Raw genomic sequence first — 14,174 nt, 5'->3', positions numbered from 1 at the left:
CTTCCGCACCGCTTATCTATCAGAAGTAGGTAAGCTAGTGCTTTATTCCCTTCCGGCGAACGACCTTCTCGGCCGTCAGAAACAGGATGCGCATGTCGAAACCGACGGAGCGTCGCTCAAGATATTCGACATCGAATTTCACCTTCTCCGGAATCGGCAATTCGTCACGCCCGTTTATCTGCGCCCATCCGGTCAATCCCGGCAGGAGCTTGTCGACGCCGTGCGCCGTCCGCAATTCGATCAGATCATATTGATTGTAGAGCGCCGGGCGCGGCCCGACGAAACTCATCTTGCCCGCCAGAATGCACCAGAGCTGGGGCAGTTCGTCGAGACTGGACTTGCGCAGAAACGAGCCGATGGGCGTCAGAAACCGCTCGGGATTTTCGAGCAGATGTGTCGCGACTGTCGGCGTGTCGACGCGCATGCTGCGGAATTTCGGCATCAGGAAGATCTGATTGAAACGCCCGATACGTTTTGACCAGTAGAGGATCGGTCCTGGCGACGTCAGCCGGACACTGAGAGCGACGACAAGGATCGGAACGAGCAGGATGACCGAAGCCACCAAAGCCAGGAAAAAATCCACCGCGCGTTTCAAGCCCATTCCCCGTACTTCTTCCATTGCCTCTTCAGCGGATTTCCGCCCATACGTCACAGCGCCGTATCGTCAAAAACCCTTTCGCGTCAACTCCAACCGCAAGCTTTCTTCACTGAACGCCGGCCGATCGTCGATCAGATCCTTGCCTTGTATTCCTAGGCAAAGGGGCTCACTTCGAGCTTGGAACGCACGACGTAGCCGCTGCCATCAGATCGCGCCCAACCGCGCCCTATGGTCCACAGGCGCCAATCTCTGGCAGGCCTACAGAAGCGGGCCTCTGGCAGGAAAGGATCTTCGATCAGCGTATGGGCGAAATCCATCACCGTCTCCCGCTCGCCAGCTGCCCTTCGATCGCCTTTGTCGGCATCGGCTTTGGCACCCAAGGTAGCGATGCTGCGGTGGCCGCACCAAGCGCGAATTCCATTATAGATGATATGCTGTTTCTGGTCGCTATGGGCTCGTTCTCATTGTTTACTGCAGTAAACTTCCTGCACGTTTCCGGCCTCACGATTTGTGAATGAGGGCGACGATTTCCGTATTAACCGCCTTCATCGCCTCCCTCGCGCCGTCATAGTCGCGCGGGTAAACTGCCTTCGCTCGGCCTCATAAAGTGCGTGGTTTGTCATCGCCGCATTGGAGATCTCGATGCTGCGCAGCATTGGATTGGTGTGTTGACGTCGCCCTCGACCTGCGCGTGAAAGCCGTGTGGGAGGGGACGCTGCGCATCGAGATTGACGGCAAGAAGCCGGTGACCGCCACGGCAACATGCTGGGCAAGACGCGCGGCACTCGTCGTCTTGCCGCTGCCGTCCCTGAAGACGTGGCGATGACGCATATAACGCGTTCCGGCGCGCGCATTATGCTCAAGGAAGCCACGCATCTCCCCTTTTGCTCCGCCGCATACGATCGGCGGCGCCCTATGCGACCAAGACCGACGGCATAGCAAAATTTGGCAGGGCCCAGCCCTCGTACCGCGGAGGCGCAACTCGCGGTCGGCGAGGATACGATATCCGGCCTCATCTGAACTTGATATCGCTCGCCTTCTGGGAAACGCGGACGTTCCAATCCCGTAGAGCATCGCACGCTTCGGGTCGCGTGGGTGCGCCGAGGCGGCCGCCGAACACTTGGCATTTCAGCGCCGCCGCCATGGACGACAATCGCATCGTCTCTCCGATCGGCATGCCTTCTGCGATCGCCAGCGCGAAAACGCCGTGGAAGATGTCGCCGGCCGCAAGCGTGTCGATGGCCCTCACTTTCGGCGCGGCGAGGTGACGGATGTCGCCGCTTGCATCGTCGAACCACAGAGAGCCGTTTTCCCCAGCCGTGACGCTGATGAAGGCATGTTCGAATTTCCGCTTCAGCCGGCCGACGCTTTCCACAAGATCCGTCGTCCCGGCAAGCCGCTCGGCAGCCGGCTGCGAGAAGACGATGTGGCTCGCCGCCGGCGCCAGCATCTCGATGACGCCCTCGCCCGCAACGTCACCGTCGAGAATGGCCGGCTTGGCCGCCCCCCTCGCCGCCAATAGCGTCGCCAGCGCAAGCTTCGGCCATCGCACGTCAACGAGCACCGCATCGAAGGTGGAGACATCCTGCTCGGTGACCGGTTTGACCGTATCGTGCAGCCGCGCATCGTAGAAGGGCACGATCAGGCGCTCACCCTCATCATCGATGAGGATGGTCGAGACGGCCGAGCGGGCGCCCCGCACAACCGTCATGCCGCTCGTGTCTATGCCGCTATCCGCGAGATCGGTAATAATGCGTTCGCCCGTGGCATCGTCGCCGACCGCGCCCCAGAGGCTGGCATTGCCGCCAAGCCGGGCGACGGCGAATGCCGCGCTCGACGCCATGCCTTCGGCGATCTGCAGCATTTCATAGGGCAGGATCTTGCCCTGGCCGGTGGGCAGCGAGCGCACGCGGAACAAGGTGTCGAGCACCGCCGCGCCGACGCAGAGCACGCGGCGCGCAGGACCGGGAGGCGGCTCGAAGGCGGAAGAAGCCGTCAAAATCTCTGTCTCACCTGCTCACTTGACGGCGCCCGCCGTCAGGCCCGCCACGATCTGCCGTTGCGCAAACACCGTCAAGATCAGGACCGGCAAGGTGACGATCAATGCGGCGGCCGCGAGCGGTCCCCAGCTGACCTGTTCGAAAGACAGCATGTTGTAGACGGCGACCGGCAGCGTGCGCGTCTCGCGACTGGCGAGCACGATGCCGAACACGAAATTGTTCCAGGAAAAGATCACCGACAGGATGAAGGCGACGACGATGCCGGGCCTTGCGATCGGCAGGGCGACCAGGCGGAAAACCTGCCAGGGTGTCGCGCCGTCGATGCTTGCAGCCTCCTCCAGCTCCATCGGCGTCGTCTCGAAATAGCCGATCATGATCCATACCACGATCGGCACGGTGACGACGAGATGGATGATGATCTGGGGCATCAGCGTGCCGAGCAGGTTCAGCCACTGGAACAAGAGGAAGAGCGGAATGAGGAAGGACAGGCCCGGCGTCATGCGCGCGATCATGATGACCATCGCCGATTTCTCCGCCTTCAGACGCGCGATGCCATAGCCGGCCGGCACGCCGATCAAGAGCGCCAGCAGCGTGGCGCTGCCGGTCACCAGCAGCGAATTCCAGAGATAGAGGAAGAAATTATTCTCCTCGAAGACCTTCACATAGTTCGACCAGGCGAAACGCTCCGGGATGAAGATCGGCGGATAGGCGCCGTTGTCGATCTCATATTTCAGCGACAGCGAGATCATCCAGAGGAAAAACAGGACGACCGGCGAGATCATCACCAGCGCAACGAACAGCAGTCCGATGCGATCGAGCGTCTTGCGCTTCATCAGCGTGCCTCCCCGTCAGACCAGTTCACGCGCTGCCGGATCATCATGAGGACGAAGGAGAGCAGCACGATGAGGATGAAGAAGACGACCGCCATGGCCGAGCCGTAGCCGATGTCGTAATAGGCGAAGGCGGTGTTGTAGAGATAGATGTTGATCGTTTCCGAGGCGGTGCCGGGGCCGCCCTGGGTCATGGCATAGATGATGTCGAAGCTCTTCACGGCATCGATGCTGCGGATGATAACCGCAATCATCAGGAAGGGCGCGATCATCGGCAGAGTCAGATAGCGGAATTTTTGCCAGACATTGGCGCCGTCGATCTCGGCGCTCTCATAAGGTTCGCGCGGAACCGCCGCCAGGCCACCGAGCACGATCAGCATGACGAGCGGCGTCCACTGCCAGCTTTCGACAAGGACCAGCGAGGGAATGACGCTCGCCTGATTGTAGATCCACTCCTGCGGGCCGATGCCGATGAAGGAGAGGAGATAATTGAGCACGCCGAGCTGCGGGTGGAACATCATCGTCCAGACCAGCGCGATGGCGACGGGGGTGGCCATCATCGGCATCACGAATATGCCTCGAATGAGGCCGCGCAGCGGGAACCTGGCATCGAAGATCAGTGCGGCGAGCGTCCCCAGAAAAAGGGGAAGCAGCACGGAGAGCGCCGTATAGAGCACCGTATGCCACAGCGACTCCCAGAACCGCATGTCGGTGGCGAGTCTGATATAATTGTCCAGCCCCGCAAAGACCTGCGACTGGCCGAGCGTCCAGCTGTTGACGCTCATCCACACCGTGAACACCCATGGAAAGACGATGACGCCCGAGATGACGATGAGCGCCGGGATGACGAAGGGCCAGTAGTTGGGAGCAAACCGGTCCGGTTTGCTCCCTCCTTTCGACGCCTTGGCCATAGCGGCCGTTTCGATGCCTGCAGAGGCCATTATCCCTCGCTTTTCGCCAGGACCGGTTCGAACTGGGCCGTCGCCTTCTTCAGTTCGGTTTCCGGATCGGCGCCGCCGATCATGTTGGTGAGGCCGACGCCATAGATGTCACGGAACTCGGTGACAGGAATGATGACCGGCAGGGCGAGCTGGGAAATCTTGCCGGAGCCGGCAACGGCATCCAGCCATGAGCCGGGCATCTTGACGCCTTCGCGGACCTTCGCATCCGCAAGGACGGACTGGCGGAACGGAACGCCGGCGCCGGCCTGCAGCAGGCGTGCACCCATGTCGTGCGAAATCGCCCACTGGCAGAACAGATAGGCTGCTTCCTTCTTCTGGCTTGCCGCGACGACGCCGAGACCGTCGCCGAAGGTTCCGGCGGCTTGCGCCTTCGGTCCTTTCGGCATGATGCCGTAACCGACCTGGCCAACGACGCGCGACTTTTCCGGATTCTCGATCGGCGGAGCAAAACCGACGCCATCAAGCCACATGCCGATCTTTCCCTGAAGGAAGGCAGACTGGGCCTCTGCCCAGTTGAAGCCGGAGACGCCGGGAGGCGCGGTCTTGGTCATCAGTCTCTGGTAAAGCTTGGCCGCATCGATCGCTTCCTGCGATGTCGTGCGCAGCTTGCCGTCCGGGCCGAGCGGGCTCGAACCATAGCCGAGCAGCAGTGTCGTCCAGACCGGCGTATTGGCGTTCTTCAGGCCGCGGGCGACGAAGCCGTAGGTGTTGGCGGAGGCATCGGTGAGCGCCTCTGCGGCGCTTGCCAATTCCTCGAAGTTGGTGGGGTAGGCGAGCCCCTTCTTCTCAAACAGCGCCTTGTTCCAGTAGATGATCCAGTAATCGACCGAGAAAGGCAGCGACCGCAGAATGCCGTTGGCATCCTTGGCGAATGCAAGGCCTGCTTCGGCGAAATCGCTTTCCACCAAGGAGGGGTCGGTCAGCGAAGCGTCCTTGAGGAAGCCGCTGATATCGGCAAGCCAGCCGCCTTTCTCGAATTGCCGTTTCTGGACGTGGTAGCTCAGGTGCACAACGTCGAAGCTCGGTTTTCTGGAGCTCAGCTCGATGGTCGTCTTCTGGCGCTGCTGCTGTTCGGGCGTTGCTTCGGCATTGACCTTGATGCCGGTGAGCTCCTCGAATTCGGACAGGTACTTGGTCAGGATTTCGCTGCGCGGGCTCTTGACCAGGTTGGCTTCGAGCGTTGTGCCGGCGAAGCGCTTCCAGTCGACCGCAGCGGCTGCCGGCCGCATGCCGAACATGCTGCTGGCGCCAAGAGCGGCGGTGCCCGCCAGAAATCCGCGCCGCGTCGGGTTGAAGAATGATGGCATGTCTATCCTCCTCTTTTGCCGGTGATCTCCTCACCCCCGGCGGTTTATTCTCGATTATATCCTGAGCGCACGATCCCTTGCATGATTGATGTGTGCGACAAGGCTGTTGACGGCGTCTTCGGCGGATCGTCGTTCGATCGCCTCGAGCACTTTCAGGTGCTCGCCCATGACGGGTCCGACATGGCCGTCGATGCGAAAGCGGTCCTGGCTGATCAGGCGCATCTTGATCGAGTTCACGCGATAGGCGTTCGAAATGATGGTGTTGCCAAGCGCGTCGATAAAGGCATCATGCATGCCCCAATCGACGGCCTGTGCGTGCAGTTCCAACTCATGCGACACGTTGCCGTTTCGGATGGCGTCGGCGATATCCCGATGCTGCTTCAACAGCCCGGCGATCGTTTCGTCCGACGCTGTCTGTGTGAAGAGCGCCACAGCTTCCTTCTCCAGGAATACACGCAGCTGGAACGCCTCGCGGATAAGGTTCAGATCAATGTGAGCGATCTGCAAACCCCGCTGCGGCACGGTCTTGATCAGCCCCTCCGCTTCAAGCCTCGGGATGAGCTCTCGGATGGCGCCAAGCGTCAGCCCGGTCAGCTCGACGAGACGGCGCTGCGACACGAATTGGCCGGGACGCACGTCACGGGCAAGCAGGTGGCGCGTGAAACTTGCATAGGCCTTTTCCCGTAGCGTCGGCTGCTCCTCCGTTTCGTCCATCGCCTCCCCCGCAAACATGGCTAACTATGCCGCCTTCGATTGGAAAAGACGGTCAAAAGCAATCGCAAGCTGTTCCTGCGCTTCGGCGGATAATGGGAGGAGCGGCGGACGAACCGCAACCCAGATGTCCTCCAACGTCGTGCACGCCACCATCGTCTTCACGGCCGGAATGACCGGATGTTTCAGCAATTCGACGACGAAATCGGCGACGCGGTTATCGTCCCTGCCCTCTTCGGCCATCGGCTTGAGTTCGCGAGGCACAAAATTCGCCATGCCCGATATGGCACCCTGGCCGCCGAGCCGCACGGCCCTTGCGAGGTGCCGCTCGTCGCCGACCAGGATGATGAGATCACGATGCGCTTTGAGAAGCGTCGGTGTAGGGCCAGTCGCCGGAGGAATCTTTGACGCCTGTGACGACATGGGGAAAGGCGGTCCGCAGCCGACCGATCAGCGACACGCTCAGCGGCACCATGGTGACCGAGGGAAGATTATAGACGATGATATCCCTCGCCGTGTCGCCCAGCAGGGAGAATACGGCGGAAAACCACTGGAAGACGCCGTCGTCGCTGACGTTCTTGAAATAGGACGGCGGCGCAAGAAGGATGTTGCGGGCGCCATTGGACAGGGCCTGACCGGCCTGCATCGCCGCATCCTCTGCGGCATCGACGAGCACGCCGACGATGATGTTGCCGGGCGCAATGCCGGCATCGAGAAAGGCCGCCACTATGCGTTCCCGTTCGCCATTCCCGATGGAAGACCCCTCACCTGTCGTCCCGAACAGCGTCACGCTGGAGCACCCGGCGGCAAGGCAGCGCCGCGCTTGCGCGATCATCGCCTCGACCGCAATATTGCCATCACTGTCGAACGGCGTGGCGAGAGCGACGGAGAGCCCGAATCTTGATGTCAACCTTGTTCCTCCCAGCTAATGAGTCAGTTGTAGCAGACTGACATGTTAGTTGTAAAGAGCTGACCGTATCGGTCGGTGCGGAACACTCTTGGTGGCCCCGCCCGTCCACAACGTCTTTTGCACCTCCAAAAAGGCTTGAAAGCACCTGAATCGATGGCCCGGATTTAGCGTTGCTTTCAGATACACCAGTAGGCAGCGGGTTTTGAACGATACGCGGCACCGCGATGGCCATCTGCACGTCTGAAAAGGACCAAAGCTCCTGTATCGATGGCTTGGACTTGCTCCCGATACCGATGTTCTCGGCCGTGCAACGTTCGGATGGGCTTCGTGTTAGTCGAAATTAATGGAGAGCCGGAAGGCGACTGACATCTTCCGAATTTTTCGCTTGATCAGGAGGGGGAGCGCTCCAAATGCAGAACTGCTCGCTTCCAGTTCCCTCCGTAAGAATAAAAGGACTGCAAAAAAATGCGCACAACCTGCGTTCTTTACACATTCACGTTTACAATATAAACGAGATACGGTAGTTTAATTCCGTAGTAAGAAGGAGAAATGAGGAGGGAATTGCGAATGCGTTATATGCATCACCGCTATTGGCAATTGTCATCATTGCTCTCCCGGCTTCTGCGCAAGAGAAAATTGTTGTTGGCGACTTTGATCTATGTCAGGCAGATAGATCAAATGTGGACATCTCCGTAAATTACAAGAATACGGTCGATTGGATTTTAGCTCTAAATCCGAGAAGTGCGTCTTCGGCGAACTGGGGCCCTAGTGACGTTCAAAATTCTATCGATGGCTTTACAGAATATAACTTAGCGGCAGAGGTAATTACAGTTCAGTGGCTTGAAGAATCCGAGCAGAACCAAACGCCATTGGCGGGCAGTATCGCCAGCCGGGGTGAAGATGAATACGGGGGCGGACAAAGCGGGCCGATATTTAATCCGCGGCCTGGTCCACGGAAGCGCGTGATTCTAGACGTGATGGCAACTTGTTAGAAATAAGAAGAGTATAGGCGAGAAAAAGCGGCGCATGTCCTCCCCCTTGGACGAAATGCCTCAGTAGTCCATCAATCGCGATCTGCGATTCGAGTATAATTTACGATGCAACTTGAAATATTACTTTCGTAACATTTCGTACGCTTCTGTCAAGGAGGTTCGGAGGTTTTAGAAGGACGTTCGGGTGCGGGTTTCGCATGGGGTGGAGGAGAAGCGATCCTAAAAATGGATTGATCGAACCAGAAAATGGATCATCCATCGCCTCATCTTCAGGACGAGAACCCACAAAGTTCGCCATCGTTGAGGAGGACTTTCGATGTCGGTGCCGAATGGGGGATGCTCTCGCAGCTTGTCCGAAGTTTTGGTAAGTTGAGCTCCCAAGAAGAATGTCGCCGCGTAGTCGCTCTGCGGGAGGATGGCGTTCGAGGCTCAGAGCAGGAAGCCTGGCCTCCCTAGTTCTCCGCTGACGTCCGGTAGGTCTCAAACCCATCCGTTCGTAGTACGACTGAGCGATCGCGTTGTCCTTTCCTGAACGCTTCGATCTTCGTCAGCCCTGCCTCGATCGCAGCCCTGCGAGAGGCGGCGAACAGTGCAGTGCCGACGCCCGTCCGCGCGGCGTCCGGTGACACGTGCGTTCCTATGATGCCCCACCCGACAGGCGTCCCGTAGCGGTTGTCTTCGGTCGCACGGATGAGAGACTGGAACCCAAGAAGGCCGCACTGCTCGTCTTCCGCAAGAGAGCACCGGATACCCGCAGGATTGGCGACGTAGCTTTCGAGAACGAATTCGACGTCTGCTCTCGCCGTCCGCTTACTCGTCGGAGGAATTCCCTGCCAGCCCTATTCTTCTGATGGCAATGGCCTGGGGAAGAATGACGAACGCGATTTGCTGCTAGAAGGTGTCAGGGCGGTGAAGGAATCCCAGCCAAGGGCATTCATCTTCGAGAATGTCGAGGGGCTCCTTCACGGCAAGCATGCGGACCATGTCGCTCACGCTCTGCGGATACTTTCGAAGGCCGGATATTCATCCGAGATCCATCGTATCAACACCAGAGATTACGGTATCGCCCAAGACCGAAGTCGCATCCTGATTGTCGGACTTCGAAAAGGACTGGCCGGCGCCTTCCGAATGCCTCCGAAGTTCCCGCAGTTGGCAACAAACATCGGCGACGCCTTGTTCGACCTGATGGCTGCAAACGGATGGTCGGGAGCCGAGGATTAGCTCCGGGCGATGCGAGAACAGCGTTTCTATGATCGGTTCGGGAATCTCGTCCAGATCGGAGCGCTTTCGTCCACCCTTCGCGGGCGCACGGGCAAGGGACGGTGAACTGTGTCGCCCGCTGGAGCGAAACCTGTGCTTCTGAAAAGATACACGGGACAAGGAGAAGTAATCATTCCTTGAGCATATCGCGGTCGTCGCGGACAACAAGCTCCTGAGATAACTTTGTCAACACGGCCGAGGCGGAGATCAGCTCAGGACTACCTGCGATGTTCACGGGACGGATATGTCACAACGGAAAGAATGGTGCGAAGTTTAATTATGCCATTCATATGTCTTGTGGCACTTCGGACAATATCGGCAGACAAATCGTTCAGCCGCAGACCCTAAAAGCTACAGGAGCCGGGTCGGGGCTTGAAAAAATGAGCGCTTAAGTAAGTGCGGACGGGTAAATCAAAGCGAGTGCTCAAGAAATGCGCCACGCCAACAGCGGCCAGGAGGGTACAGAGCACAGTGGCCGGCCAGGGAATGAATCCGCTGGCGTTCTGGAATTGCTTCCCGAGCTGAATGATCGGCAGATGGACAATATACAGGGGGTAGGACAACTGTCCGAGGTATGCAGCGAATGGCCGCGCCACATTATGCGGTACCGCAGCCGCCAGGGTCACCACGATCGGAATTATGGTAGTGATACATATGGAATCGTAGATTTCTCTTGGAATGGCAAACGGGAAAAATAGAACGGCAATCAGGACGAAAAGCGGGATCTGAGGTGGAACCACACCGACGCGATGAGGGATATCCCAGCGAAAGATCAAGACGCCGCAAAGGAACGAAAAGCCGACCCTCACAAATCCTTCGAAGTACGCTTGCCAGTTCGCAAATCCGACCGGCCCGATGCTATCTTCGATCATGACAACTTGGAAAAGCGCTGCCGCCATCGACGCCAAAACCGCCGCCTCGTGCCAAAAATGAACCCGCCGGCGAGCGACCGAGCCGTAAACGACACTAGCGACCATCTCAAAGCAGAGGGACCACAGCGGGTTGTTGATTGCGAATGCTTCCTGACCGACGAGAAGTCCGAAGGGCAATAGGAATAACGCGCCAGCAGCAAGGATTGAGACATCGAGAAGAGCTATGCTTGGTGTCAAAGCTACTTGCGAGGCAATGACGCCCAGGGCGACGCCAACGACGATCATGGGATAAAGCCGTATCACCCGCTTCAGCAAAAACGTCCGGCTCTGCAGAACACCCGACCTTAGCTTTTCGTCATACCCGCTTGCCAGGACGAAACCGCTCAGGCATAAGAAAAAGTCGACTGCCAGATAGGCGTGGGAGTTAAGACCAAAGCCGAAAATATGGCTGGCATGCAAGAGAACCACCGAAAGCGCAGCTATTCCCCGCAGCTCATCCAGAAAAAGGGAACGGTTTTTCGCTTGATCTGTCTCGCGACTGAGATCTTGTTCATCGATCTGAACCGGATCCGTTGTCCCAGTAAACGCTGAACCGGCAAACGCGTCGGCGATGGTAAGAAGTCGTTCTTCCCTCTGTCTGTGATCAACGCGCTGCATTCCCTATTCTTCCTTGAAGGCCCGCGCTACCTGATCCATGAAGGGCTTCGTCAGATAAGCCAGAGCAGTCCGTTCACCCGTCTGTATGAACGCTTCGACTGGCATGCCGGGAACAGGCGTCACCTGCCCAAGTCTCTGCCACTCGCCCTCGGACACCTCGGCTCGAACGACATAGTAGCTGAGCCCTGATCGCTGGTCCGCCGTCAGGTCTGCCGCCACCCCGGTCACGACGCCATTCAGTTCCGGCGTATTCCTCTGGCTGAAGGCAGAAAATCTGAGATGCACCGCCTGACCAATGCTGACTTGGTCGATATCGCTTGGCGACAGCTTCACCTCCGCGACGAGCGCATCGCGATCCGGAACGATCTGCATGATCGCTTCTCCCGGAGCAACGACGGCGCCGGGCGCGTGGACGGCAAGTTGATGCACGACGCCCCCCTGGGGCGCGCGAATATCGATGCGCTGCAGGTCATCCTCGGCTGCGACGAGGCGTTCGGAAAATTCGCCGATATCGCTCTCGGCCTGGCGAAGCTGGTCGGACACCTCGCTGCGATGATCGTCGTCGATCTGGATGATCTGAAGCTCGGTTTCGGTGATCCTGCCCTTCGCCTGTGCCTCGCTTGCAAGCAGACTGCCGAGCTCACCCGTCAGGCTCGCGGATTCTCGCTGCAGCGCATACACCCGGTTGGCCGGCACAAGCCCCTGATCGAACAATCGCTGAAGGCTCTCCAGCTCCTTCTCGATCAGGCCGATCTCTTGCCGCTTTCCGGTTTGCTGCGCGACCGAGCCTTCAGTTTCCTGTTTGAGCTGCTCAATCCTCTCGCGCAATTGTGCCTTCCGGCTCATGCGCGAAGACTTCCTGTCCTCGAAGAGCCGCTTCTCGCCTTCAATGGAGCGGCTGACTTCGGGATCGTCGGCTTTAGCAAGAAAGTCTTTTGAAAACTCGACCGTTTCTGCCCCGTCGCGTTCCGCTTCAAGCCTTGCCGTTCTGGCGAAAAGCTCGTTGAGACGCTTTCTGACGATGTCGAGATTCGCGCGCGTTTGCGTGTCGTCCAGATGAATAAGGACTTGGCCGGCTTCTACGCGATCGCCATTCTTGACAAAGATCTGGCCGACTGTCCCACCTTTCTGGTGCTGGACCGGTTTCACGTAGCTGTCGACGACAACCGTTCCCGCTGCAATGACGGCGCCTGACAAGTGAGTGGTCGCTGCAAGACCTCCCATGACGCCGCCGAGCAACAGGACGGTGCCAAGGGCAGCCACCGTCAGATTGCGGATGGCGCGTTCCGCCGAAATCGCTGGCCTCTCACTCACGATCCCGTCTCCTCGCCACCGATCAGCAGACGGACGGGTTGAGGCGTTGCCTTTGCGGGCCTTGACGTTGTCTTGCTCAGCACTTCGTCCTTGGGACCGAACGCCTGCATCTGGCCGTTGCCCATGACCAGAACTTTGTCGACCGCCACCAGGGCGCTCGGCCGATGTGCGATCACAATCGCGATTCCTCCCCTCGCCCGGACGCCGGAAATCGCTTTCGTTAGAGCCGCCTCTCCGTCTGCATCGAGGTTGGAATTTGGCTCGTCGAGCACCACCAGGAATGGATCACCATAGAGCGCTCGAGCAAGAGCGATGCGCTGGCGCTGGCCAGCCGAAAGCGCCGATCCATGCTCCCCAATCTTTGTGTCGAATCCATCCGGGAACTGCACGATCATGTCGTAGACTCCCGCTGCCCGTGCTGCAGCGATAATCGCCTCGGAACCGGCCTCTGGATCGAAGCGGGCAATGTTTTGGGCAATCGAGCCGTCGAAGAGCGAGACATCCTGCGGCAGGTAGCCGAGATGGCGGCCGAGCTCTCGCGGATCCCATTGTGCCAGTAACGCCTGGTCGAGCCTCACAGCGCCGATCAGGGGCAACCAAAGGCCCGTGATGGCGCGGGCAAGCGTCGACTTTCCCGATGCGCTTGGGCCGATGACGCCAACGGCCTCGCCCGCCGAAACCTTGAAGGAGACGCCGCGGACAATAGGGCTGCGGCCTCCGGGGGCTGCCACCTGCAGGTTCTCGACGGTGAGGCTTTCTCGTGGGGCCGGCAGGGCGACCTCACGCTCCTCCGAGGACATGAGCGTCATGAGCTTCGTCAGCCGTCCCCAGCTTTGCCGAGCTGCAACGAAACCTTTCCACTGTCCGATCGCAAGCTCGACGGGTGCGAGCGCACGACTCACGAGGATGGAGCTTGCGATCATGATGCCGCCGGTTGCCTCCTGTCGGATCACCAGAAAGGCGCCGACAGCAAGGACGCCGGACTGCAGCATCATGCGCAGGATTTTCGAAGCGGTCGCCAACCCACCCGTGACGGTGCTGGCAGAAACGTGGTTTGCCAGATAGCGCCGGTTGAGCTCGGACCATCGCTCGCCGATGAAATGGCCGAAACCCATGGCAAGGACGGCTTCTGAATTTCGTTTCGTCGCCTCGGCGAGATTGATGCGCTCGGCAGCGAGCTTGGCCGCTTCCTTCGCCGGCCGCCGAGACCGGACCTCGGTGAGCATCGTCAACCCAATAAGCATCAGCGCCCCGGCAAGCGCGGTCACGCCGATCCAGAAGTGGAAGAGAAAGCAAAGGAAGAGATAGAAGGGCATCCAGGGCATGTCGAACAGAGCCGTTGGCCCCGGTCCTGACAGAAAACCACGTACGCTATCGAGATCTCGCACGCATTGCAGCCCATCGCCTGGCATCTGCATGCGCGACGGCAACAGGACCAGCGAACCATAGACGCGGTCACCGAAACGTTCATCGACCGAGGTTCCCACCCTGACGAGGAGCAACGATCTGATCAGTTCCAGAGCGCCCTGGAAGACAAACAGGGTTGCGGCAATGATACCGAGTCCCACCAATGTCGGCAGGCTGCGTCCGGGGATGACCCTGTCGTAGACCTGAAGCATGAAAAATGAGCCGGTCAGGGCGAGGATGTTGATGACACAACTCGTCACGCCGACACCCAGGAAGGCTCGACGAAGCGACGACAGGACCGCCACAAGAAACACTTGTGACGGCTGTTCTGCGGCGTTGTTCAAGACGATTTCC

At 59.0% G+C, this 14,174-nt stretch carries 14 protein-coding genes and 1 pseudogene; 4 read left to right on the top strand and 11 right to left on the bottom strand.

The features are described from left to right. Positions 1-34 precede the first annotated feature (34 nt). Positions 35-601, bottom strand: a complete 567-nt coding sequence (locus tag NXC14_RS28615; RefSeq protein WP_085781406.1) for a sugar transferase — start codon at positions 599-601, stop codon at positions 35-37. 299 nt (positions 602-900) lie between these two features. On the opposite strand from NXC14_RS28615, the gene NXC14_RS28610 reads away from it, so the two are divergent. Next, positions 901-1,116, top strand: a complete 216-nt coding sequence (locus NXC14_RS28610; protein WP_085781405.1) for a hypothetical protein — start codon at positions 901-903, stop codon at positions 1,114-1,116. A gap of 137 nt (positions 1,117-1,253) precedes the next feature. Continuing rightward, the gene (locus NXC14_RS32770; protein WP_157131522.1) at positions 1,254-1,424 is read left to right on the top strand and encodes a hypothetical protein; all 171 of its coding nucleotides are present in this window, start codon (positions 1,254-1,256) and stop codon (positions 1,422-1,424) included. 186 nt (positions 1,425-1,610) lie between these two features. Here NXC14_RS32770 and NXC14_RS28600 read toward each other — a convergent pair whose 3' ends face one another. The 6 genes and pseudogenes from NXC14_RS28600 to NXC14_RS28575 all read right to left on the bottom strand — a co-directional run bounded on the left by NXC14_RS28600 (position 1,611) and on the right by NXC14_RS28575 (position 7,318). Further along, the gene (locus NXC14_RS28600; RefSeq protein ID WP_085781404.1) at positions 1,611-2,597 is read right to left on the bottom strand and encodes a sugar kinase; all 987 of its coding nucleotides are present in this window, start codon (positions 2,595-2,597) and stop codon (positions 1,611-1,613) included. Positions 2,598-2,615: 18 nt separating this feature from the next. Then, complete coding sequence (locus NXC14_RS28595; protein WP_085781403.1) at positions 2,616-3,431, bottom strand: carbohydrate ABC transporter permease; 816 nt, start codon at positions 3,429-3,431, stop codon at positions 2,616-2,618. Further along, positions 3,431-4,369, bottom strand: a complete 939-nt coding sequence (locus NXC14_RS28590; RefSeq protein WP_085781402.1) for a sugar ABC transporter permease — start codon at positions 4,367-4,369, stop codon at positions 3,431-3,433. Before NXC14_RS28590 ends, NXC14_RS28595 begins: the two co-directional genes overlap by 1 nt. Further along, entirely contained in the window at positions 4,369-5,697 is a 1,329-nt protein-coding gene (locus tag NXC14_RS28585) for a sugar ABC transporter substrate-binding protein (RefSeq protein WP_085781401.1), read from the bottom strand. The genes NXC14_RS28590 and NXC14_RS28585 overlap by 1 nt, the downstream gene beginning before the upstream one ends. Positions 5,698-5,751: 54 nt before the next feature. Then, positions 5,752-6,429 carry a GntR family transcriptional regulator gene (locus tag NXC14_RS28580; protein ID WP_198175592.1) on the bottom strand — a complete coding sequence of 226 codons (678 nt, stop codon included), beginning with the start codon at positions 6,427-6,429 and terminating at the stop codon, positions 5,752-5,754. 6 nt (positions 6,430-6,435) lie between these two features. Next, positions 6,436-7,318 (bottom strand): annotated as a pseudogene (locus tag NXC14_RS28575) (dihydrodipicolinate synthase family protein). Between the two features lie 590 nt (positions 7,319-7,908). On the opposite strand from NXC14_RS28575, the gene NXC14_RS32765 reads away from it, so the two are divergent. Continuing rightward, the gene (locus NXC14_RS32765; protein ID WP_157131521.1) at positions 7,909-8,310 is read left to right on the top strand and encodes a hypothetical protein; all 402 of its coding nucleotides are present in this window, start codon (positions 7,909-7,911) and stop codon (positions 8,308-8,310) included. 452 nt (positions 8,311-8,762) lie between these two features. Here NXC14_RS32765 and NXC14_RS33730 read toward each other — a convergent pair whose 3' ends face one another. Beyond that, the gene (locus NXC14_RS33730) at positions 8,763-9,059 is read right to left on the bottom strand and encodes a GNAT family N-acetyltransferase (RefSeq protein ID WP_245362263.1); all 297 of its coding nucleotides are present in this window, start codon (positions 9,057-9,059) and stop codon (positions 8,763-8,765) included. A 76-nt stretch (positions 9,060-9,135) separates the two neighbouring features. Here NXC14_RS33730 and NXC14_RS28565 point away from each other — a divergent pair, with 76 nt between their 5' ends. Continuing rightward, positions 9,136-9,531: a DNA cytosine methyltransferase gene (locus tag NXC14_RS28565; RefSeq protein WP_085781399.1), complete on the top strand. Its 396-nt coding sequence runs from the start codon at positions 9,136-9,138 to the stop codon at positions 9,529-9,531. Positions 9,532-9,914: 383 nt separating this feature from the next. On the opposite strand, the gene NXC14_RS28560 is transcribed toward NXC14_RS28565, so the two are convergent. Genes NXC14_RS28560 through NXC14_RS28550 form a run of 3 tightly spaced genes read right to left on the bottom strand, consistent with a single transcriptional unit; the run spans position 9,915 to position 14,164 of the window. After that, positions 9,915-11,099 carry an acyltransferase gene (locus NXC14_RS28560; RefSeq protein WP_085781398.1) on the bottom strand — a complete coding sequence of 395 codons (1,185 nt, stop codon included), beginning with the start codon at positions 11,097-11,099 and terminating at the stop codon, positions 9,915-9,917. A 3-nt stretch (positions 11,100-11,102) separates the two neighbouring features. After that, positions 11,103-12,413 (bottom strand): HlyD family type I secretion periplasmic adaptor subunit, encoded by a 1,311-nt coding sequence (locus tag NXC14_RS28555; protein WP_085781397.1) that lies wholly within the window; start codon positions 12,411-12,413, stop codon positions 11,103-11,105. Then, positions 12,410-14,164, bottom strand: coding sequence for a type I secretion system permease/ATPase (locus NXC14_RS28550; protein WP_085781396.1), 1,755 nt, complete (start codon positions 14,162-14,164; stop codon positions 12,410-12,412). The genes NXC14_RS28555 and NXC14_RS28550 overlap by 4 nt, the downstream gene beginning before the upstream one ends. Positions 14,165-14,174 lie beyond the last annotated feature (10 nt).

The organism is Rhizobium sp. NXC14 (assembly GCF_002117485.1).
Taxonomy (GTDB): domain Bacteria; phylum Pseudomonadota; class Alphaproteobacteria; order Rhizobiales; family Rhizobiaceae; genus Rhizobium.
This window is presented reverse-complemented; position numbering and strand designations above follow the sequence as displayed.